This is a genomic window from Actinomyces sp. oral taxon 849 str. F0330 (assembly GCF_000239715.1).
GTDB lineage: Bacteria > Actinomycetota > Actinomycetes > Actinomycetales > Actinomycetaceae > Actinomyces > Actinomyces johnsonii.
Map to the genome: position 1 here is coordinate 24,712 of NZ_JH470356.1, position 20,379 is coordinate 45,090.

At 62.7% G+C, this 20,379-nt stretch carries 12 protein-coding genes, 1 pseudogene and 4 CRISPR repeat arrays; of the genes and pseudogenes, 8 read left to right on the forward strand and 5 right to left on the reverse strand.

What is annotated here, in order from left to right:
- Window positions 1-854 precede the first annotated feature (854 nt).
- A CRISPR array of direct repeats spans window positions 855-1,406; the repeat unit is 37 nt; unit sequence GTCAGAAAGCACCCAGCACCAGAAGGTGCATTAAGAC.
- 373 nt (window positions 1,407-1,779) lie between these two features.
- A CRISPR array of direct repeats spans window positions 1,780-2,181; the repeat unit is 37 nt.
- A 273-nt stretch (window positions 2,182-2,454) separates the two neighbouring features.
- The 3 genes and pseudogenes from HMPREF0975_RS11130 (at window position 2,455) to cas2 (ending at window position 4,637) form a co-directional block, all read left to right on the forward strand.
- Window positions 2,455-3,402 (forward strand): reverse transcriptase domain-containing protein, encoded by a 948-nt coding sequence (locus HMPREF0975_RS11130; RefSeq protein ID WP_009234276.1) that lies wholly within the window; start codon window positions 2,455-2,457, stop codon window positions 3,400-3,402.
- Window positions 3,403-3,420: 18 nt separating this feature from the next.
- Window positions 3,421-4,359 (forward strand): annotated as a pseudogene (cas1, locus tag HMPREF0975_RS11135) (CRISPR-associated endonuclease Cas1); the annotation flags it as partial.
- Window positions 4,350-4,637 carry a CRISPR-associated endonuclease Cas2 gene (gene cas2 / locus HMPREF0975_RS11140; protein ID WP_009234278.1) on the forward strand — a complete coding sequence of 96 codons (288 nt, stop codon included), beginning with the start codon at window positions 4,350-4,352 and terminating at the stop codon, window positions 4,635-4,637. The pseudogene cas1 and the gene cas2, both read left to right, overlap by 10 nt.
- A gap of 75 nt (window positions 4,638-4,712) precedes the next feature.
- On the opposite strand, the gene HMPREF0975_RS11145 is transcribed toward cas2, so the two are convergent.
- The 5 genes from HMPREF0975_RS11145 to HMPREF0975_RS11165 are packed head-to-tail and all read right to left on the reverse strand — an operon-like array spanning window position 4,713 to window position 13,103.
- On the reverse strand, window positions 4,713-6,914 hold the full coding sequence (locus HMPREF0975_RS11145; protein ID WP_009234279.1) for a hypothetical protein: 2,202 nt from the start codon (window positions 6,912-6,914) through the stop codon (window positions 4,713-4,715).
- 1 nt (window position 6,915) lies between these two features.
- A complete protein-coding gene (locus HMPREF0975_RS11150; protein WP_009234280.1) occupies window positions 6,916-7,482 on the reverse strand; it encodes a hypothetical protein in 567 nt (188 codons plus the stop codon).
- Window positions 7,475-9,220 (reverse strand): RAMP superfamily CRISPR-associated protein, encoded by a 1,746-nt coding sequence (locus HMPREF0975_RS11155; RefSeq protein WP_009234281.1) that lies wholly within the window; start codon window positions 9,218-9,220, stop codon window positions 7,475-7,477. The genes HMPREF0975_RS11150 and HMPREF0975_RS11155 overlap by 8 nt, the downstream gene beginning before the upstream one ends.
- Entirely contained in the window at window positions 9,217-11,142 is a 1,926-nt protein-coding gene (locus tag HMPREF0975_RS11160; protein WP_009234282.1) for an RAMP superfamily CRISPR-associated protein, read from the reverse strand. Before HMPREF0975_RS11160 ends, HMPREF0975_RS11155 begins: the two co-directional genes overlap by 4 nt.
- On the reverse strand, window positions 11,139-13,103 hold the full coding sequence (locus HMPREF0975_RS11165; protein ID WP_009234283.1) for a Cas10/Cmr2 second palm domain-containing protein: 1,965 nt from the start codon (window positions 13,101-13,103) through the stop codon (window positions 11,139-11,141). Before HMPREF0975_RS11165 ends, HMPREF0975_RS11160 begins: the two co-directional genes overlap by 4 nt.
- Before the next feature lie 269 nt (window positions 13,104-13,372).
- Here HMPREF0975_RS11165 and HMPREF0975_RS15710 point away from each other — a divergent pair, with 269 nt between their 5' ends.
- The 5 genes from HMPREF0975_RS15710 (at window position 13,373) to HMPREF0975_RS15715 (ending at window position 19,738) form a co-directional block, all read left to right on the forward strand.
- Window positions 13,373-15,736 carry a hypothetical protein gene (locus tag HMPREF0975_RS15710; protein WP_009234284.1) on the forward strand — a complete coding sequence of 788 codons (2,364 nt, stop codon included), beginning with the start codon at window positions 13,373-13,375 and terminating at the stop codon, window positions 15,734-15,736.
- An 11-nt stretch (window positions 15,737-15,747) separates the two neighbouring features.
- Window positions 15,748-17,325: a hypothetical protein gene (locus tag HMPREF0975_RS11170; RefSeq protein ID WP_009234285.1), complete on the forward strand. Its 1,578-nt coding sequence runs from the start codon at window positions 15,748-15,750 to the stop codon at window positions 17,323-17,325.
- Window positions 17,326-17,585: 260 nt separating this feature from the next.
- Window positions 17,586-17,912: a CRISPR direct-repeat array (repeat unit 37 nt; unit sequence GTCAGAAAGCACCCAGCACCAGAAGGTGCATTAAGAC).
- Window positions 17,913-18,409: 497 nt separating this feature from the next.
- Window positions 18,410-19,003 carry a helix-turn-helix domain-containing protein gene (locus HMPREF0975_RS11175; RefSeq protein ID WP_009234286.1) on the forward strand — a complete coding sequence of 198 codons (594 nt, stop codon included), beginning with the start codon at window positions 18,410-18,412 and terminating at the stop codon, window positions 19,001-19,003.
- Window positions 18,993-19,562, forward strand: coding sequence for a DUF6036 family nucleotidyltransferase (locus tag HMPREF0975_RS11180; protein WP_009234287.1), 570 nt, complete (start codon window positions 18,993-18,995; stop codon window positions 19,560-19,562). The genes HMPREF0975_RS11175 and HMPREF0975_RS11180 overlap by 11 nt, the downstream gene beginning before the upstream one ends.
- A gap of 38 nt (window positions 19,563-19,600) precedes the next feature.
- Window positions 19,601-19,738 carry a hypothetical protein gene (locus tag HMPREF0975_RS15715; RefSeq protein ID WP_009234288.1) on the forward strand — a complete coding sequence of 46 codons (138 nt, stop codon included), beginning with the start codon at window positions 19,601-19,603 and terminating at the stop codon, window positions 19,736-19,738.
- Window positions 19,739-19,998: 260 nt separating this feature from the next.
- Window positions 19,999-20,324: direct repeats of the CRISPR family, unit length 37 nt; unit sequence GTCAGAAAGCACCCAGCACCAGAAGGTGCATTAAGAC.
- Window positions 20,325-20,379: the final 55 nt, after the last annotated feature.

The window sequence follows — 20,379 nt, forward strand, 5'->3', positions numbered from 1 at the left end:
AGGTGCATTAAGACTTAATGTTGGCAGTGATACTGCCGGCCTCCTTCTCGTCAGAAAGCACCCAGCACCAGAAGGTGCATTAAGACTTAATGTTGGCAGTGATACTGCCGGCCTCCTTCTCGTCAGAAAGCACCCAGCACCAGAAGGTGCATTAAGACAATACTAGGCAGATGCTTGTTAAGCCGCTAACACCCAGTCAGAAAGCACCCAGCACCAGAAGGTGCATTAAGACCCACAGACCGCCCCCCACAATACCAAGGAACACCAGGTCAGAAAGCACCCAGCACCACAAGGTGCATTAAGACAGGAAGGTGGTCATCTTCCTCTGGCAGTACTCCCGCCGTCAGAAAGCACCCAACACCACAAGGTGCATTAAGACAGCGCATCCCCGACATCTCGCAGCAGGTAGACCAGGTCAGAAAGCACCCAACACCACAAGGTGAATTAAGACGAGAACCTCAAGCGCCGCAGCTCGATCTCCGTGCCGTCAGAAAGCACCCAGCACCAGAAGGCCTATTGACGGGACTCACAGCCCATCCTCATCTCCTTAACAAGCTGAGCGACCAGGCAGCTCGGCGGAGGAAGCGCTCTTGACACCGAGTCCATGGCTCGACTCCATCTCCACCACAGTAGGTTGTGTCCGCAGTCACAGACCGGAACGTCGACCTTTTGGCTTGACGTCGTTGAAAGTTGATAACTGGAGGCGCCCGAGGGGGCGTCGGTGGCGCTTGGCGTCAGGACACCAAAAGGTGATTAAATAGGGGCAGTGCCGGCAGGTCCCGCGGGGTGCTTGCGAAGCCGGTGGCGCTCCAGCCCCCGGAAGTGACGCAACGACGCCACCCCCAGAGGCAGGGGTCAGAAAGCACCTAGCACCACGAGGTGCATTGAGACTGTAAAGGATCCAGACCAGGGTGGCCGCATATGACAGTCAGAAAGCACCTAGCACCACGAGGTGCATTGAGACAAGCATAGGGATCTCCTAATAGGGATGTAGAATGAAGTCAGAAAGCACCTAGCACCACGAGGTGCATTGAGACGCATACTGGATACGGTTTGCCGCGACAATCGATACCAGTCAGAAAGCACCTAGCACCACGAGGTGCATTGAGACCCTACAGATGGTCTTGAGAGCTTCACGCCATTTGCCTGTCAGAAAGCACCCAGCACCAGAAGGTGCATTAAGACGGGCTCTTGCCATCGTGGTCCCCGATTTGAGCCTGGTCAGAAAGTACCCAGCACCAGAAGGTGCATTAAGACCTTATTGGCCCTGGCTGCGGTGCTTCTTCTTGTCCGTCAGAAAGCACCCAGCACCACAAGGTGCATTAAGACCAGGTTGAGAGCTTTCTTAGCTATCTCATGATAGCTAAGGCCAGAAAGCACCCAGCACCACAAGGTGCATTAAGACGCAACACCATAACCCTAATGACCCTTAATCCTGACGACAGAAGGCACCTCGTACACCAGCGAGAAGCATCAAGTCCGTCTCCCGTCGGTCGCCTTGCACGCTCCAGCCGAGGGACCCAAAGCCCTGGCGGACCGACAGAGGAGGCAGGACGTGTCAATAGTCACAGTCGAGAACGTCGACCTTTTGGCTTGACGTCGTCGGAAGTTGGTGGCTGGAGGCGCCCGAGGGGACGTCGGTGGCGCTTGTCGTCAGGACGCCAAAAGGTGGTTAAATAGGGGGCGTGCCGGCCGGTCCCGCGGGGTGCTTGCGGAGCCGATGGCGCTCCAGCCCCTGGAAATGGCGCAACGACGCCACTCCCCAGAGGCAGGGGGGGGGTCAGAAAACACCCAGCACCAGAAGGTGCATTAAGACCGAGCCAGGGCAGCTCGTGACGCTCAAATGCCGTCCCGTCAGAAAGCACTCAGCACCAGAAGGTGCATTAAGACGGGACCCAGCCCGGGGCCATGGACAGCCCAGCGCAGGTCAGAAAGCACTCAGCACCAGAAGGTGCATTAAGACACTTCTAGAGCACTTGTAGACCAAGTGCCTTCTCTCGCCAGAAAGCACTCAGCACCAGAAGGTGCATTAAGACTTGTCTTGAACGTGCCATCGCAGCTCTCTACCGGTCAGAAAGCACTCAGCACCAGAAGGTGCATTGAGACCCGTTGGACTCTTCTATCATCTGGATGACAGCCGGGATGTCAGAAAGCACCCAGCACCAGAAGGTGCATTAAAACGTGCACATGGCTATATGTCCGGGCCACCACAGATCACCAACCTCCATACTTCACCACCACATATTTCGATATCCTGTCCTCAGAGCCTCTTCACGTTCCCGCCTTTGAAAGGCCGCAATGATGCGTCCAGACCCGCCATTACCACCACCATCGTCAACGACACCACCACCCCCATCACGCCCGCACCGTCGTCGTCGCCGTTCCGATCGCGCGAAACCGGGCCAGCACCTCGGGGAGGACATTCACCCGCTCCAGCACGCAGCCGGATTTACGTTGTCCGAGTCGGGCACCGGCACCCTGTTCGAGCGCATCAGCTCCCGCGAGGGCCTGGAGGGAGGCTGGCGCATGGTCCTCGCCAAGGACGCCTCCGACGGCATCCTGCAGCGCAAGACCAAGGAGTTCGCCGAGCATCTCGATGACTTCCTCACCGAGCCCTCCAAGTCCCTGCGCTCAGGAACCTACGAGCCCGATCCGCTTCTGAGCTTCGGCATCCCCAAAGGCACCTCCGGGGAGGTCCGCACCCTGCACATCCCCTCCATCCGGGACCGGGTCGTCGAGCGCGCGGTCGTCAACACGATCACCCACAAGGCCGACCTCGCCATGTCCCCGTGCTCCTTCGCCTACCGGACGGGTATCGGCACCGACGACGCCGTCGACCACCTCGCCAGGCTGCGGGACGCCGGCTACCGCTACGTCCTGCGCACCGACATCGAGGACTACTTCCCCAACCTCAACATCGAGGACGCCCTGGCCGCCCTCTCCCCCATCGCCAGCTGCCCGCGCACCATCGACCTCATCAGGCTCATCGCCCGGCCGCGGCGCGCCAGGGGCGAGCGGCGTACCCGCAACCGCGGCATCGCCCAGGGGTCCTGCCTGTCCCCGCTCCTGGCCAACCTGGCCCTGACCGACGTCGACCGGGCCATGGGCGACGCGGGCTACGGCTACGCCCGCTTCGCCGATGACATCGTCATCTGCAGCCCCCATGAACCCGACCTGCTGGAGGCCCTCGAGCTCCTCGACTCCCTCCTGACGCCCAGAGGACTCCGACTCAACCAGGAGAAAACCGCCATGACCAGCTTCGATGAGGGCTTCTGCTACCTGGGGACGGACTTCTCCCGCAGCTTCCCGCCCGTCGACCCGCGCCACGACATCAAGGGCCGTCCCGACCCGGACCAGGTGGTATACGTCGGCCGCGACGGCGCCCGCGTCCACGTCAGTTAGAACCGTCTCGTCGTCGACGGCGCCGACGGCCTGCCGCAGGTCTCCATCCCCCGCCGGGCCGTCAGCCGGATCGTCCTCACCGGCGCCGTCGGGCTGTCATCCGGGGCCCGGTCCTGGGCGCTGTACAACGACATCGACGTCATCTTCCTCTCCCGCCACGGCGGCTACCTGGGCCAGCTCGCCGGACCCCGCTCGACGGCCAGCACCCGCCGGCTCCTGACCCAGGCGTCCTTCGCCACCGACGACGATGCCCGCCTCCCACTGGCGCGAGCCATCGTGCGGGCCAAGATGCGACACCAGGTCTCCGTGCTGCACCGCACCGGCCGGCGTAGCCAGGGAAGCGACGTCGAGACGCCTTGCACCACCATTCGGCAGCTGGCCGACGACGCCAAGCAGGCCGCAGACGTCGATGAGCTCATGGGGTTGGAGGGCGCCGCCTCAACGGCCTACTTCAGCTGCCTGTCCGGGCTGGTCCCACCGGAGGTCGCCTTCGACGGGCGCAGTCGCCGTCCGCCCAAGGACCTGGCCAACGCCGCCCTCTCCTACGCCTACGCGATCCTGCTGGCCGAGTGCACGGGAGCTCTGCTGGCCGCCGGGCTCGAGCCCTCGCTCGGGGTGCTGCACGCCTCCACTGACAAGCGTCCCAGCCTCTCCCTGGACCTCATGGAGGAGTTCCGGCCGCTCCTGGTGGACCGCACCGTCCTGTCCCTGCTGCGCTCGAAGCGGCTCCGCCCGGAGCACGCCACCACCTCTCCCGACGGCGAGGGCGTATGGCTGAACAGCAAGGGCAAGAAGACGCTCGTCGACGGGTACGAGGCGACGCTCCAGCGGCAGGTCAAGGGCGCCATGCCCGGCTTCTCGGGTACCTGGCGCCGCCACATCCACCATGGTGCCCAACTCCTCGGGCGAGCCATCACCGAACCCGGCTACGAGTGGACCGGTGCGTCATGGCGATGATCGTCATCCTCGCCTACGACATCGCCTCCGATACGCGGCGGGCCCGCCTGGCAGCCGCGCTGGAGGGATGGGGCTACCGGCTGCAGGAGTCCGTTTTCCAGCTGCGGCTGGAGCCCGCTGAGCTCGACGAGGTACGCCGGCAGGTCACCGAGATCATCAACCAGGTCGACGACGTCATCCACCTCTACCCGCTGTGCGACTCCTGCCTGGCGCGTAGCGAGGTCCACGGGACCGCGCCCGCGCTCGACGACGCCGGACTGTACCGAGGGGTGTGGTGAGCCGGCGGCACGCCGAGTACGCGCAGCTCACCAACGCACCCCGCCCGGCGAGGACGACCGTATCTTGCGCGACGATCAGTGCCGCCGGCCGTGGTGATGAGTGTTGCCGTGATGGCCGCCTTGGCGCCCTCCACGATGCTGCCGGCCCCCGTTGCGACGCTCGGGCTCAGGAACCTGAAGAAGCTTCGTGTCTCCGGCCCCAAACATGTCGACCGGACTCAAGCCGCATTTAGGATCTCCGTAGCGATCGACCTTGTTGTTCTCCTGGTTCTCATTGAGCAGCATGTGACGGACAGGCCTGCCGTCCGAGTACCCGAAGGACGCGCGTTGGAGAGCCTGAACCCACGGCAAGGCGGCCGGGTTGATCTTCAGCGCGAAGTCCGCAGGACGATGCACCGTCTCACTGACGCCCAAGCAGCCTGACAGGTTCTGATATGCCTCAGAGAGATCATTCTCACCGCCCACATTCACGGCTCGAAGCCCGTTCTTCGCCATGCGCACCTCAACGGCACCGAGACCCAATGGTTTACCAAGCCCGACGCGAAGATAGCCGGTCTTACTCTTTTCCGCGTTCTGCTCCGACGCCGGGACAAGATTCGCAGGTTCCAGCAGCCAGACCAGGGCGGCAAGCTCGTTGCGAGACAGGTTCTCAAACCGCATCCGGCACCGCAGGACGCTTCCGGGACGAATCCATGTCTTCACCACCGACTGAATCTGAAGATTCTCCCCTTGGGTCACTCCTTCCTGACGGGGAGCCCGCGTCGCTGACGCGGGGAACTCCTCCGAGCCCAGGATCGAGCGATGGATCGGGTGCACCGCCACGCCAAGATGCTGTCCGGACCTGAAATACTCTGAGCGCCGTAGAACCTCCCCCGCGTTCCGAGGAGTCCGACCATTCCTGTCGGTCAGGAATCTGCGAGCAGAAGCCGGCTTAGGGGAGAGAAGAGGAGCAATGGGTGTCTCCTCTCGACTCAAGACAACGGAGGAGGTATCCACCTGCCCGAAGGTGAGCCGCCCCCTGGCGGCGACGTCACCGTCTTCAGCGCCTTCACGCGTGTCGGGGACGACGTACCCGAAGAGCCTGTCGGCGGCTGACGCCTCTGCGGCGGCCCCAAGTGGAGCAACACGCTGCTCCTCAGCAAGACTGCGGGGGCTCATGCAATACGAGCGGCGTCCCGCCATGGTCGGTACCAGCTCCTCCACGGCGGTCTCATCGTCGGAGAGGACGGCGTATGCCAGGGATCCCACGTGGAGGAGGGACTCGGAGTCCACACCTGTGAAGCGGTTCGGATGCATCCCAGGCTGGAGGTCGTTCTCCTCACGTTGCTGCGCATAGCTGTCGACGACTCCGCGATAGGCCTCAACGACACTCCGGTCCACTTCGAGCCTTTCAGGGCTCTCAGAGAGATCGAAGAACACCCGTTCATCGTGCTTCCGAGGAAACACATCTGAGGCTTGATCTCCGTCCCTCGCTGTGCGATAGACGTATCCCGTCACATCATTGCGCTTATCCACGACGTCTATATCGTTCCGCACATTGAAGGCGCAGCCGGGATTCCCCTGGCCGTCGTACAGGCCTACCACCTGCCAGTAGGCGTAATGACCTCCTCGTGGATGCAAGCACAGTGCCAGATCGCAACGCACCTTGTTCTCATGCCTCGTCATCGCACGGAACTGTGTCTCGTTGAATCCATGCCCATGTTGAGCATGCCCTCTTCCTCCGTCCTGGAGGGAGGCGGCGAGCATGATGGGGAACGGGCGATGATCGAACTGATCCTTGTACTCCACGTCCCCGCCCCCGGTGCTGCCGCGCAACAGCTCAACGACGATTCCCCCATCGTTGTCCTTCACCTCCACGACCCGTACCGGGACGAGGCGCAATGCGTCAGCGACATCCGCCCTGTAGGTGAGCGGCTTGGCATGCTCCTCGAACACTCTGAATCGGGACGCGGTCAGTACCTCATAGGCACGCGACAGCATTCCCTTGACCATCGTCCCCGGGAACACCACGCGCCCCTGCTGATCCGTGGGGATCTCGACCTGGGTGCCGCCGCCGGGGTTCTCTCTCTGCTCGCCGTAGACGAGAGGAGTCCTCACCGTCAGCTCCAGATCGATCGACCCCGACCAGCGCTCCAACAACAGGTGATCGTGCGCCGGGGGCTCCTGGTCCCCGAACAGGTCGGCGGGCAGTGCCTTTCGATCCACAAGATCAAGGACTTTTGGTCTGAGAACCGGAATCCGGTTGACGGCGGAGTGGAACGGCTGGAACGAGGTCATGTCAGCCCCACCTTCCGGTCATGAGCTCGTCGGTGAATACGGTGTTTCCGTATGTCTCCTCCACGGTGAAGACCTCGATGCTGTCCATGACGTCGCCTTTCTCCCCGTGCTGGAGGTAGCTGTTGTCCCGAACCCAGCAGTCGCTGCCGCCCGGGAGACCTTCACGGGACGCGCCGATCACGATCTCAGCGGCCCCACTGCCGTTGAGCCACCGCAGCTCATGGGCCAGGACGCCGTCCTCGCCGGCGACGTTGCCGCCGTCGGTCTTCTTGCCCATCACCCGCCACAGGCGCAGCTCAAAGACCGTGTCAAGGTCGATCTCCTCCTCCCGGGAACCGGCCTGGCCGTCCCGCTCGATCAGGGTGGTGAGCCCAGAAGCCCCCGCCCTTCTCACGGAGTAGGCGCCGCTGGTCGTGTAGGCCACGCCGTTCATCTCGCCTCCCAGGTCCTCGGCGCGTTCAAGAACCCGTTGAAGTCCAGCGCCCCCGGGCTGCTCCGCTCCCGCGCCGGGCAGGTCCTTCCAAACGGCCTGTCGCAACGGCTCCGGCTCCCACGTCTTCTCAGGCATCCCGCTCCTCCTTGTCCTCAAGCGGCCTCTCGCTGCTGCCCACCAGGTAGGAGGACCATCCCTCCCAGCCGGCTCCGGCTCTCGGATTCCTCTCGATCCCGGAGTTCACGTCTCTGAGCCCCTTCAGAATCAGCCGAGGAAGCGACTCGCCCGCCCCGTCCTGCGAGGCCTTGAGTGCCCAGTTCTCGACCCCCAGGCCCTTGCCGCCGGTCACGGCCATGGCCTTGACCTCGACCTGCCCCATGCCCCGGGTGCCGCGGCTCCCCAGCGGGAGCGTCCCGGCGGCCAGCTCAGCGAGCACCAGCCCCAGGAGGCAGAAGGCGGCGCGGCTGCGGTCCTCGCCCTGGCTGGCCTCCTGCCCGCCCGGTTCCCCCAGGCCCGCCCGCGCGTTGGTCAGAAGCCGGTCGAGGTCGAGCTCCAGGACGATGCTGTTCCAGGTGGAGTCGTAGACCTCCTCGCTGTAGAGCAACCCGTCCGCGACGCCGCCGGTCCACCGGTCGCCGGCGTTGTGCGTGACCTTGCGGCTCGGGCCGTCCTCGGCGGCGAGCGTGTCGAGGACCGTCAGCGCACCGCGGTGCGTCGTCGACCCGAACAGGTCCCGTACCAGGCTCGGATCCTGCGCCAGCTGCTCGTGGACGCCGGCGCCCGACCAGTCGGCCCCCGTGCTCGGGTCCTTCTTCGCCAGCAGGATGGTGCGGGCGATCCGCGTCGCCCGGGTCCGCAGCGCGCCGCGGACGGAGCTTCCGGGCAGCACGATCGGGTCGGTCTCCTCCGGGCCGGCGCGCAGGGGACGCGCCGGCTTCGTCTCCTCAGAGTCCGCGCCCTCCGCTTCTCCAGGCGCTCCGTCTGCCGCCCCGGCGTCGGCTCCCTCCCCGGGACCGTCTTTCTGGGGCTCGGCCACGAGGATCCCGGTGGGGCTGTCCCAGGTGATCTCGATCCGCATCCGGCCGCTGCCCCCGCAGTCCACGGGGGCGACGTCGACCGAGCGGCCGCCGGCGCCGGAGAGCCACTCCTCCAGTCCTGCCCGGCTGCCCGGCTCCGCCTTGGTGAGGGTCCAGGCCCTCTCCGAGTCGCTGAGCGCCACTCTCCCCCACCCGGCGTTCTGCCGGCCGCCGAAGGCCACCCTGCCGTCCTTGATGAGACCGATGATGAGCGCGAAGAGCTTTTCGACCTGTTCCGGCCCGGGCGGCGCGACATCGCCTTGAGGTACCTCGACGCCGTCGGGCAGCCCGGCCTCCGCGGTGATGGTCAGGGCGAGCTCCTTGCCGCGGGGCAGGTACTCGTGCTCGAACAGCGCGGTGTCGCCGGCCGAGCCCCAGTACCGGTCGATGGCGTTGCCCATCCGGGTCGGGAGCACGATCTTGTGCTCCTCATCCTCCTCATAGCCCTCGGTGGGCAGCTCGACCGTGTGCACGGTGATCGCTGAGGCCCGCAACGGCGCCGCCGAACCGGCCCCTCGGGATCCGTCATCGCCCCACAGCTGCCGCAGCTCGCGCTCCGTCAGTCCGACGGCGTCGCCGTGCTCCTCGCGGAACCTCTGGCAGGCCGCTCTCAGGGCGCCCTTGACGGAGCGGCCGGTGAGGACCGGCCGACCGCGACCATCGCGAGCGAATCGCCGGGCGACGGTGGTTCTCTTATCGGGGTCGCGCCGGCGGTTGACCACTTCGTCGATGCCTCCCGAGTGGAGGGGCGAGTCCGTCACCAGGTGGATGGTGAGCTCATAGCGAGTCACGCTCATCGCTGAGCCTCCTTCGTTGCCGCAGCACCATCAGCGATCGGTGCGAGGTCCTCCCCGTGAAGGCGCCTCAGTGTGAACGTCTCCTTCTCCAGCAGCGGATGCCCGACGACGAAGCGCCCGAAGCCCTGTGCCCGCAGCTCCCCGATGCCGACGGCCGCCAGGGCGGCCAGCTTCTCCGGGGCGGCAGTTCTCACCTTGAGGACCGAGCCGGCCTGGATGGCCATGCGAGTGGCCCGGGGCTGGTGGCTCGCCGCGGACCAGGAGTCCACGCGCCGGTGCCTGACCCCGGCGTTGAAACGCTTCCCGTCCGCCTCGGCGAGCTCAATGGGGGCACCGGCACGCTCGAAGGCGGCGAGCAGGTCGGTCAGGCTCCCGCCCGGGCCGAGCCGGGCCGAGCGGGCCAGTACGTCGGAGGTGAACCAGATCGTCGTGTCCGCGGCGTCGACCACCTGGGGCGCCGTGCTCGGTGCGAAGGCCGAGAGGGTGCACTCGGTCTCACCGAAGGTGCCGCTAAGGCGACGCGCCCCGAGGCGAGCCCGGTGCCCCATGCCGGCGAGAGCCTCCAGCTGCTTGCCGATCCGCTGGTACAGGCGGGTCGAAACCGTCACCGTCGCCTGGAGGCTCAGGCCCGCCGGGAGCGCCCGCACCAGGTAGAGCTGACCGTCCCTGGCCGCCCCGGTGGCGGCGTCGTGCGCCGTGGACTGCCGCCCGATGAGCGCCGGGGCGCCCTTCGCGCCGGCGGTCGGGAAGACGTATCCGTTGCGCAGCGGCTTGTGGACCTCGTTCTCGGGCTCCTCGGCGCGCATCCGGTTGCAGACGCACATCTTCTCATCGCCCTCGCCCTCAGCCGTCTTGGGATCCTGGCTCGTGGCCCCTTGGCCGACCTTGGGGCTGGAGAACACCAGGGGCATCGGCAGCCCGCGCTCCCCTTGGTAGGAGACGACGCCGTCGGAAACGAGAAGCGCCCCGTTGACGACGGCGTCGCGGACCTCCTGGACGAGGGCCTCCGATGCGCCGGGGACCTGGGCGACGGTGCGCGTGATGAGCCGGTGCACCCAGGGCAGCAGCACGGTACCGCGCAGGAAGTCCAGGGAGCGGATCTCGTTGGACATGGGGACCTCGTAGGAGACCACCGGGGTTCGCAGGTCGATCGTCAGGGTCGCCTCGTGGAAGGCGCCGGCGTCGGTGGATGCAGGGCTTGCCTTAAGGACCGGGGCCGCCGCAGCGGCCGCGTCCGCCGCGGGAGGCTGCGGGGCGCCGTGTCCTTTCCACCTGCCCAGCTGTGTGCGGCACCAGTCCTTGACGGCCCGGGCGTCGCCGGGCTCGTGGTCGGCGTGGATGAGGACGTCGCAGACGCCGTCGCCGACGGCCCGGTTGGAGCCGATTGCGCGCACCAGCAGGCCGGAGAGGGCCAGAAGGAGCTCGGCGGCGTCGCGCTGCTCGTCGCTCCAAGTCAGGGGGCGTCCGTCCTTGTCGACGTCAGACAGGGTGACCTCGCCGCGCAGCCGGCAGACGCCGACGCGTTCGAAGAATCTCAGGAAGTCCTCGCGCGCCGTGCCGGTCTTCTCGTCGATGGACAGGGAGACGACCTCGTGGATGAGGTCGGCAGGGTCGGCCGGCGGGTCGATGAGCCTGGCGTCAGAGAAGACGACGAGCCGCGGCGCCAGGTCGGAGCCGAACAGTGCGGAGGCGAAGGCGCGCCAGGAGCCGCCGGGGTCGCCGTCGTCGAGTGCCTGGGCCGCGAGGAGCGACTGCTCCCGCACGACGCCGGCGAGCACGGTCGCGCGCACGATCGGCATGCCGCGCTCGTCCTTCTCGACGACGGAGTCCACGCCGCCGGCGACGCCGGTTCCGGTGGTGACGCCCCAGTCGGAGTGGAAGGTGACCGACAGGGGGAAGGAGGTCGGGGATGAGGGGCTCATTCGGTGGCCTCCGATGCTGCGTTGATGTTCTTCCCCAGGTCAGGGAGGGAAAGCTCGAAGAAGGAGGGCGGGAGGAGGTCGGAGAGCTCCAGGAGGTCGAACACGGCGCCCACGCTGCCGAGTTCGGTGTCGATCCAGTTGCCGATCTCCTTGCGGGCCACCGCCCACTCGTCGTCGGCCGTCTGAGCGCGTCCGGAGGAGAGCTGGCCGCGGATGCGCGCCGCCCGGGTGCGTGGGAACCGTTCAAGGTCGGTCTCGTTTCGGCTCTCGTCGGTGCTGCCGAGGGACACTCCCTTGAACCGGGCGACGCGCCTCCGGGTCACCTCCCAGGACTCGTGGGGACGGTCAGTCTTCGATGAGTCGGACGGCTCTTCACCCGGGTGGCACGTGTCGCAGCTGCATCTGGGCGACGTCGAATCGTCGTCGAGCAGCCGGAAGGGGCGGGTGGTGAAGTCCTTGTATCCCCGCAGGATCTCGGAGGCGTCGAGGACCGTGGTGTCGAACAGGACGTGGTAGTCGAGTGTTGAGCACGGCGGCTGCGTCGTCTTGCCGACTTTCTTGGCGCGATCGACCAGTTTTTCGGCCAGCTCGTAGGCGATGTGGAAGGGGAAGTTGCGTTTGACGATGGCGACGCCGGCAGCGGCGGTCATGGGGCCGGTGTCCTGGCCCTCGGGCGGGGTGAGGTAGCGCAGGATCGGGTCGTTGCCGGTGGTCTCCTCGTAGTAGCGGAGGTAGGCGGCGGCGAAGGGGAGGGCGTAGTCGCCGCTGGTGATGACGGTGACGTCGTCGCCACCGAGGATGACCGGGACGACGGGGATGGCGGCGTGTTCCCGCCCGGCCCGTTTGTCGTCACGGTAGGACAGCTCGTCGATTCGCGTCCACGCGGCGGCGAAGGCGTGCTCAACCGCGTTTTGCAGGCGCTCGTTGACCGCCAGGAGGAAGCGACGCAGGGCGTCGGGGTCGTCGCGGTCGCAGCTGATCTCTTCCTGGAACTCGGCCGGCGCGACACGGTCCTTCGAGTCATTGAGATCCTTCATGATGCCGCCGACGCCGTTGCCGTCGATATGGATGACGGCGACCTTGGACAGGAAAGTGTAGTCGCCGGAGTCGGTGTCCGGGCTGGCGGTGCTGCTGGCATCCGGATTGGTCTGGATGGCGCGCTCAAGCGGGCCAAACTCCTTCGCCCCTCGCGCGATACTCTCCTCGGGTGACGGCCTGCCCTCATCGCCCACCGGCTCGATGCCCTCAACGAAAACCTGATGGAGCTTCTTGGCCAGCATCGTCGGATCACGGATGAGGAGCGCCTGCTTGTCTGAGAGGTCCGGACTGCGATTGACCCCCGTCTTCAGAAGATCGAGCCGTGCCTGGTACGCCCGGTAGCGCCGGACGCGCGAGGTCAGCGACAACGCGTCCTGGCGATCGTCCTTGGCCTCGTCCCGGGTGGCCAGCGGCGGGGAGGCGGGCAGGGATGAGTCCTTGGCCCGGCTGAGGAAGGGAAGCTGGGAGAAGCGCGCCTCGGCGGGCGAGCGTTGGAGGGCGTACCGGGCAGCTTCCGCGTGGACCTCCTTGAGCGCGCTCTCGGTGACGTCGACGGGACCGGCCTGCGGATCGGAAGGAGTGGGCAGGGAGATGAAGACGCCGGAGACGTCCATGCCCGGCGCCTCGGCGAGAACCTTGCGCGTCACCGCGCCGATGACGTCCTTGGCCTGTTGGGCTGTGTCCACAAGGAAGATGACCTTGCCGGAGGACTTGGAGACCCACTGGGACTCGTGCGGTTCCCAGTCGTCGGGCAGTCCACGCGCCGTGCACCAGGCTGCCGCCGCACCAGTAGCGAGGAGCTCATGCGCAATCCATTGTTCGAGCTTGGTCAGCAGAGAGGAGGCACCGACGCTGTCCCGCAACCGCGGTGAGGAGAAGATGAAGCGCTGGTTCCCGTTGGTTTCAAGCATGACAAGGTGCATCGTCAACTCCGTTCGGACGGTGGCGCGGCTGTGCGACCCGGAACAGTCTTACCAGACAGCCGGTTGGCGTGGCGAGTGTTTGACCAGAGAAAAAGACGCTCTTGACAAAGATCGTTATGCAGGTTTAACGTTCCACTCTTTTGAACACCAGCGACGACAATAGGTGAATCGTCAACTTTGCAGAAGTTCTGCACGATCGCATCAAATGTGACACTCTTACGGGGCACCCATCACCTTACCAGGCGTCTGCAAACGGAAAGAACAAGGCAATGACGACTATCATTCACCCAGTTGGCAATGGTGACTTAGGGATCAACATCACCCATATACCCCGCCCCGAAAGGCTGACAGCCCAGAAGAACGCCGAAACAGAGATACTTCAGAAAATCAGATGCCGCAACACTCTCGACTTAGTTTCAGTGTTGACGAAAGATCAAACGCGCACCGCCCCTACACCGCTGGCACTAACACTCGCCTCCCTTGAGCGCCCACTCCAAGACGTCCACATCCTGCTCTACGGCACCAATCAAGGAGTATCAGGAACCGAGACCAACACCATCGCCCACCTCCTGGAAAAGGCGATGAATCTCCCGGAAGTCAAGAAAAACATAGAAGAAAAATATGGACTCAGATTCGACGTCCAAGTTATAGGCGACGGCGGTTTACAAGAAGAAACCCGAACCAGCAGTCTGGACGAGACTTTACGAAATATACCTTCGACTGAAGACGTCATAGTTAATGGAATATCAGCAGCAACAATGACTGTACTATCAATCATGGGAACAGTTGATCGGTTAGGTTTCAACTGGAGGTTGTCGGCATCTCCGGGAATGACCGAGAACAAGGCTATATTCGTTAATAAGGAAAAAATCGAAGAGGCACCCTTTTATTGGCTCAGATCGCTCGGCTATCTTATCGAAGCCAAAGATTGGAAAACGGAACACAACAAAATCGATCTCACAATTACAGCACAACACAAGTCTCTCATAAACATAGCCAACAAATTTCGCGACAGCCCACAAATACTCACGGAGGACGAGCTAGCTCAAATCGTTCGCCTAGATATGGCGCGCGCCGACATCGGGGCAGGATTGGCTCTCCGAGCATGGGTCGAGAAACACTACGAAACCCTTCTCCATCAAGAGCAAGACACTCTGAAGTATAACTTACATCATAATTTATTCGCAAAGGGAGACAAAAAGAAAGCCCCCACTTTAGGGGAAGCCATCAATGCCGCAAAACAGTTAAAGGACAACCTTAGAGAAAAGTGCCCAAAGTCAGCAGATTGGTTGTCCCTCCAAGGAAATCTCAATGAGATTGGAAAGAAAACAGTACATGGCGGGGAAACTCTAGACTTCAGTGATTTCATTGCGGTGAATGCGATCGCAGAACTGCCTGGAGAGTTCCCAGACTGGCTTTCCAGGCCAAAAGATTGCTCTATATTATATATATTTGGATGCGGATTCTCATCTCGAGGTGACTATATCCCCGAACGAGTTCTCAAAATCCCGCCCAAGAAAGACATACTGGCAGCCATTCCAGGACGACTAAAGAACTCCCCCGAACCAAGGGCAACCTTCGTCGCCTTACACTCCAAAGCAGAAAAATCCAAGCAACTAGCAATCAACAGCAACGAAGCGGCAAAGTCAACAAATAGGGCTCTCGGTTGGAGTGAGAGCACGCCATCAACTTTCGAATTCAAGTACGAAGGGTCTAGTTCTGACGAATACTCCTGCACACCAGAAGTCCTAGATAGCGCAGAAAATATAGTCAAGAAGGCGCTCAACGTTACGTCCCCAGCCGCAGTGGTAATCGTTGGGACCGGACAGAAGCCGGCTATATACGGAGCACTGAAAGCCGCGCAACAATGGTGCGCAGAACATGCTAGTCCGTTGTTTATCACCACCTACTTTGATATCGACGACGGTCAGACTCAAACCCAGTTTCACCGAATCGCCCTCCATAGCGACGCGAAAGGCGCTCTGCGAGACGCGGCATCAGCCAGTCTGCGCAACTTCAACCTAATAAGCGCGGCCCGGGTATTACGAGCAGGCGACCAGGAACTTATCAAACGAGCTGAAGAATGCGATCGTTTGAAGGAGGAGTATCAAACCGCAGTCAAAGAACCATTACCGGAGAACTGTGCGGACTACCATGCTGGCACTTTGATATCGATTCTGCGTGCAATAAATTTCATCATCGATCAAATCGGAGACGGAAATATCGACCCCAGGCTTGTTGTGATTGCAGCTGAAGCAGTTAAGTTCAACCCCAGACCAGCAGGGACGACACTCTTTCATGAAGGCTCAAATTTTAAACTAATTAGTCGATTGAAGCCTGAGGACACGTCCCCGAGATCTCGCAAACTCAAAGACTTACCTAGAGGCGATTATCTGCGAATATTAGCCGAAATTCGTAACCGACTAGTGGTTACGCACGGAAATAACCCAACTTCTGTAGCAACCCAGGATACACTGAACGACTTTGCAATTACGACACCTCAACTGCATTCTTACCAGGACGTCCTTCAGTGCACCATCGACTCCCTTGAGGATGCAGCCGTAGCTTTAGGTGTTTCAACTGAATCGGACTGGTACACGCGATTCATGAGCCTCATTATCTGGACAGAATAGAGACCACATCAATGAATCAGATCGATAAGCGCACGCCGACGGAACTCATGGAGATCGATGCCGAGGATGACAACGCACTGCGTGTCATCGTCCTCGTACCGTGGGAGTTGCCCGGACAGTGGGAGCAGTGGCGACGCCTCTTCGCCCCAGGCCCGGTACCGATCACCGGAGGAGTGGGCCGGACCGTTTTCGACGGAGCATCTCGCCGGCTGCGCGAGCCGGTGAGGAAACGTATGCTCTCCGCTGAGCACCGCGGCCACTATGTCTACGAGGACCTCTCACCCGTATTCATCAGCGAGAAGAACCGGACCAGCCACGGCGCCGTTCCTCTCGCGGCCTTTGCGTGGGACGTTCTCAGAATCGAGACCGTGAGTATCCCCTCCGGCTCCTCCGGCAATCGTCCCGCCCCAAAGACGGCAACGAAGGTGCTTATCGCCATGCACCTGGTTCTGCGCGACCCGTCGAGCCCTCAGGCGTTCTCCTGGGTCCGCAACCTCACGCAGGAGCCAAGGGGGAGAAAGGAACTCGTCTATGAGGTGAGTCGAGTCCTCTCCCTCCTGTCCGGACAGGGCCCGGACGACGTCGGCCGCGGCTTCGGCGCCACTGATGTGAACGGTCACGAGGATATCGACCCCTACACCATCACCTACGTGCCGTACGACGTCGTCGCCTCGGAGCAAGGAGAGGGCTTCGAGCTGGACGACTCTGACGTGCGTACCGAGCAGGAAAGGACTGCGGGCGAGCAATACCGGGGGCTCAGGCAGTCCGTCACCGATCCCGAATCGGGCATGACGAGGGAACGCATCATCATCAGTTCGTGGCGGTGGGGGCACCTTCCTCGGCACACTGACGAGACCTTCCAGGATGGGCTCTTCGAGCAGCGCGCTCAGCAGCTCCACCGGCTCTCACAGACTTGGACGGCCTACGCAGGATCCCATGGGTGCTCCTTCTGCCAGGTTCAGCAGGGAGGGTTCTTCCCTCTAGCCCAGATTGAGGGACGTTTTATCGAGGCGATTCTGCTCATGCTGCTTCAGCGATACCGAGCGTCCTCTCTCATGGCTCGTCTGGCCGATGTACAGCCGCGTGCTGCGGACGAGGTGGATCGTGTGATCGAGCTCGACTCGGAGGCGGTCGGGTTCGTCGTCTCCGAGCAGTGGACCATGATGACAGATGCCGACAGGCAGCTCGACGGCTTCCTGACCTACCTACTGGACACCTACCGGATTCCCCTGCTGGTTGAGGAGGCCAGGGATCAGGCGCACAGGCTCCGGGAGAACGTGCTGATGCGCATCGGTCGCGACGACCAGAAAGCCGAGGAGGAGCGCGCCCGCTCCACGCGGATCATGGAGATCGCCCTGGCGGTTCTGACCTTCATCGGCCTGCCCCTGAGCGTGTTCCTGGAGATCTGGTCCAATTGGGAGGCCGCTAAGGGCATTGCGGTCCGGCACCAGCACATCGGCGGCTGGGACGCAGGATGGGGATGGATTCTTGGCTTCGGTCTTATCGGGTCGGTCCTCATCGGCGGTGGGATCTGGTTGCTCGTCGACAAGCTGGGCAGCCGGGCGGCTCGGCGGGGGAAACATTCCTGACACCGAGTCCAGGGCCCGGTTCCACCTCCACCACAGCGGGTTGTGCCTGCAGTCACAGGCCGGAACGTCGATCTTTTGGCTTGACGTCGTCGGAAGTTGGTAACTGAAGGCGCCCGAAGGGCCGTCGGTGGCGCTTGGCGTCAGGACGCCGAAAAGTGGTTAAATAGGGGCGGTGCCGGCCGGCCCCGCAGGGTGCTTACGGAGCCGGTGGCGCTCCATCCCCCGGAAGTGGCGCAACGACGCCCCTCCCAGAGACAGGGGTCAGAAAGCACCCAGCACCAGAAGGTGCATTAAGACTGGACACTGCTCATTGGTCGCCTCCGGCTCGGCGTTTGTCAGAAAGCACCCAGCACCAGAAGGTGCATTAAGACAGCAAACTCCTGACCCGGGGACGTTAGTACATCCCGTCAGAAAGCACCCAGCACCAGAAGGTGCATTAAGACAATGCTAGGAATGCCGTGATCTGGCGTTCTAGATTGTCAGAAAGCACCTAGCACCAGAAGGTGCATTAAGACTTGACTTGGTGATATACCACCGCGTCAAAAAGGTTGTCAGAAAGCACCCAGCACCAGAAGGTGCATTAAGACACCATGCCGACCAACTTGAATGTCTCGGCGTTTCCGCGTCAGAAGGCACCCGGCACCGGAAGGCCTGTTCACGGGAATTGCCGTGCGGTGGCTGCCAACAGCGCCGGAAAACGGTCAGTCCGACCGCCAGCCCCTTGAACAGGCCCTCCGAGCCGACCCGAACCACCCCGCCACCACGGGCGCCGCCCTCCTCGACGACAACCAAGGCCTCCACCCCAGGTGGATTCGTGCCAGGTGAACTCGCAGGATTCCAGCAAGCATCACGCAACCGAAACGCCTCTACCGCAGGGACCGGCCAGCAGACGCAAAGCCAGGCGGGCCGTGCCAAGGAGCCCAGCCGCCTGCTCGTCGCCCGCTCACGGGACGCAGTCAACGCGTCGGCGGACCAACATCCATGTCCCACACCAACCCTGCTTCAGCGGCGACGCAGAGGCAGGACGATGACGCCACCGAAAGAACGGTTGCCAACGCCAGCCTTTAACTTATAACTTAAGTACGTGACTACGATTCAGGAGGCCCGACGCAGCCTGGGCGTTGCGCAGAGTGAGCTCGCACAACGCCTAGGGGTTTCTGTCGCCTCCGTATCTCAGACCGAGACACGAGAAGCGCGAGGCGACATTACGTTGCGCACGCGCGCCCGCTACCTCGGCGCCCTGGGCTTGGAGGATCTCGGGATCGTGGCCCCACACATCCCCGACAACACAACACCTCTCCCCAACCTCGACCCCGGCATCACCAGCATCACTCCGGACAGCGCTGCGGCCTCCAGCCGCTCACGACGCCGCAGCCTCATGCTCCACCGACTGGTCGATGCCTCCACCAACTGGTCGGAGACATCATCCTGGCACCCACAGGTTGTCACCGGAATCGCACGCAATGAGCACTCGGTTCAAGGGACGCTGCACCGGTCGACTCTCGAACGCTGGAAGTCATGGATCGAATCAGGCGACATCGAAACGATGCGTGAACGCATGTGCGCCGAAGACGAGGACGCCTGTCTGCTCCGAGACGTCTCTCCCATGGCGGGATTTCTCAGCGCACCCCAACGCCAGGCCGTCATCTACTGGGAGAGGAAGCACTATGCGGCGTGAGCAGCTCTACCACGCCATTCGTACAGCCTGCACAATCATCAACAGAAGCGAGGTGACCATCCTCGGCTCACAGTCCATCCTCGCCTCCTTCTCCGAGGACGAACTGCCCAAACGCGCCACACTATCTCGCGAGATCGACATTCTTCCCATCGACGACAACCCTGAAACCGTCAAAGAACTGGCGGATCTCATTGAGGGAGTCGCTGGCGAGCTTTCTCCCTTCGAGCAACTTCACGGCTTCGCAATCGACGGCGTCGACGATTCCACCGCGATCCTCTCTTCCGGATGGAGAGACCGCCTCATAGCTGTTTCAGGACCTGCAACTTCTCTTGCCGGAAGCACACTAAGTAACACAGGCTATTGCCTGTCACCAGAAGATCTGTGCGTCGCAAAATTGTGCGCCAACCGCGACAAGGACAGAGAATTCGTCGGCGCATTGCTGGATGCCGCAATCGTCAACCCTTACGACGTCATGAACCTTCTCGAACTCCTCGACGATCGGCACGGCGAAGCCAAGGCACGAGCACAGTCCTTTCTTCATCACTGGAAAGACCAGTAAAACATCAAGGTCCAGGTCAGCCGTGTGCAGCAGATGAGGTGGACCGTGACTCGGAGGCGGCCGGGTTCATCGTCTCCGAGCAATGGACCATGATGACCGACACCAACAGGCAACTCGACGCCTTCCTGACCTACCTGCTGGACGGCCGGGCGGCTCAGCGGCGGAAACGCCCTTGACACCGAGTCCAGGGCCCGAATCCGCATCCACCACAGCAGGTTGTGTCCGCAGTCACGGGCGGGAACGTCGACCTTTTGGCTTGACGTCGTTGGAAGCTGGTGGCCGGAGGTGCCCAAGGGGGCGTCGGTGGCGCTTGGCGTCAGGACGCCGAAAAGTGGTTAAATAGGGGCGGTGCTGGCCGGTCCCGCGGGGTGCTTGCGGAGCCGGTGGCGCTCCAGCCCCCGGAAGTGGCGCAACGACGCCGCTCCCAGAGGCAGGGGTCAGAAAGCACCCAGCACCAGAAGGTGCATTAAGACGCCTCACGCACGTCATCTTCAACATACTCAAAGAGTGGTCAGAAAGCACCCAGCACCAGAAGGTGCATTAAGACATGAACGAATCGCTGTTCTGGAAGTCACCACAGATCCAGTCAGAAAGCACCCAGCACCAGAAGGTGCATTAAGACCTCATTCGCATCATGTTCGTTTCCTTTCGTTACGCGTCAGAAAGCACCCAGCACCAGAAGGTGCATTAAGACTGGTCGTCACGAGACTCCACGAGGTCCTCTCGTCAGAAAGCACCTCGCACCAGAAGGTGCATTAAGACTGATAGAGCGGGCCGATGTAGTTGCAGCTGAAGTTTGTCAGAAAGCACCTCGCAC

Bases quoted from the DNA above. Each gene is read 5' to 3' on its own strand.
- HMPREF0975_RS11145 (WP_009234279.1), bottom strand. From the start codon at position 6,914: ATGACCTCGTTCCAGCCGTTCCACTCCGCCGTCAACCGGATTCCGGTT.
- HMPREF0975_RS11150 (WP_009234280.1), bottom strand. From the start codon at position 7,482: ATGCCTGAGAAGACGTGGGAGCCGGAGCCGTTGCGACAGGCCGTTTGG.
- HMPREF0975_RS15710 (WP_009234284.1), top strand. From the start codon at position 13,373: ATGACGACTATCATTCACCCAGTTGGCAATGGTGACTTAGGGATCAAC.
- HMPREF0975_RS11180 (WP_009234287.1), top strand. From the start codon at position 18,993: ATGCGGCGTGAGCAGCTCTACCACGCCATTCGTACAGCCTGCACAATC.
- HMPREF0975_RS11155 (WP_009234281.1), bottom strand. From the start codon at position 9,220: ATGAGCGTGACTCGCTATGAGCTCACCATCCACCTGGTGACGGACTCG.
- cas2 (WP_009234278.1), top strand. From the start codon at position 4,350: ATGGCGATGATCGTCATCCTCGCCTACGACATCGCCTCCGATACGCGG.
- HMPREF0975_RS11165 (WP_009234283.1), bottom strand. From the start codon at position 13,103: ATGCACCTTGTCATGCTTGAAACCAACGGGAACCAGCGCTTCATCTTC.
- HMPREF0975_RS11160 (WP_009234282.1), bottom strand. From the start codon at position 11,142: ATGAGCCCCTCATCCCCGACCTCCTTCCCCCTGTCGGTCACCTTCCAC.
- HMPREF0975_RS11170 (WP_009234285.1), top strand. From the start codon at position 15,748: ATGAATCAGATCGATAAGCGCACGCCGACGGAACTCATGGAGATCGAT.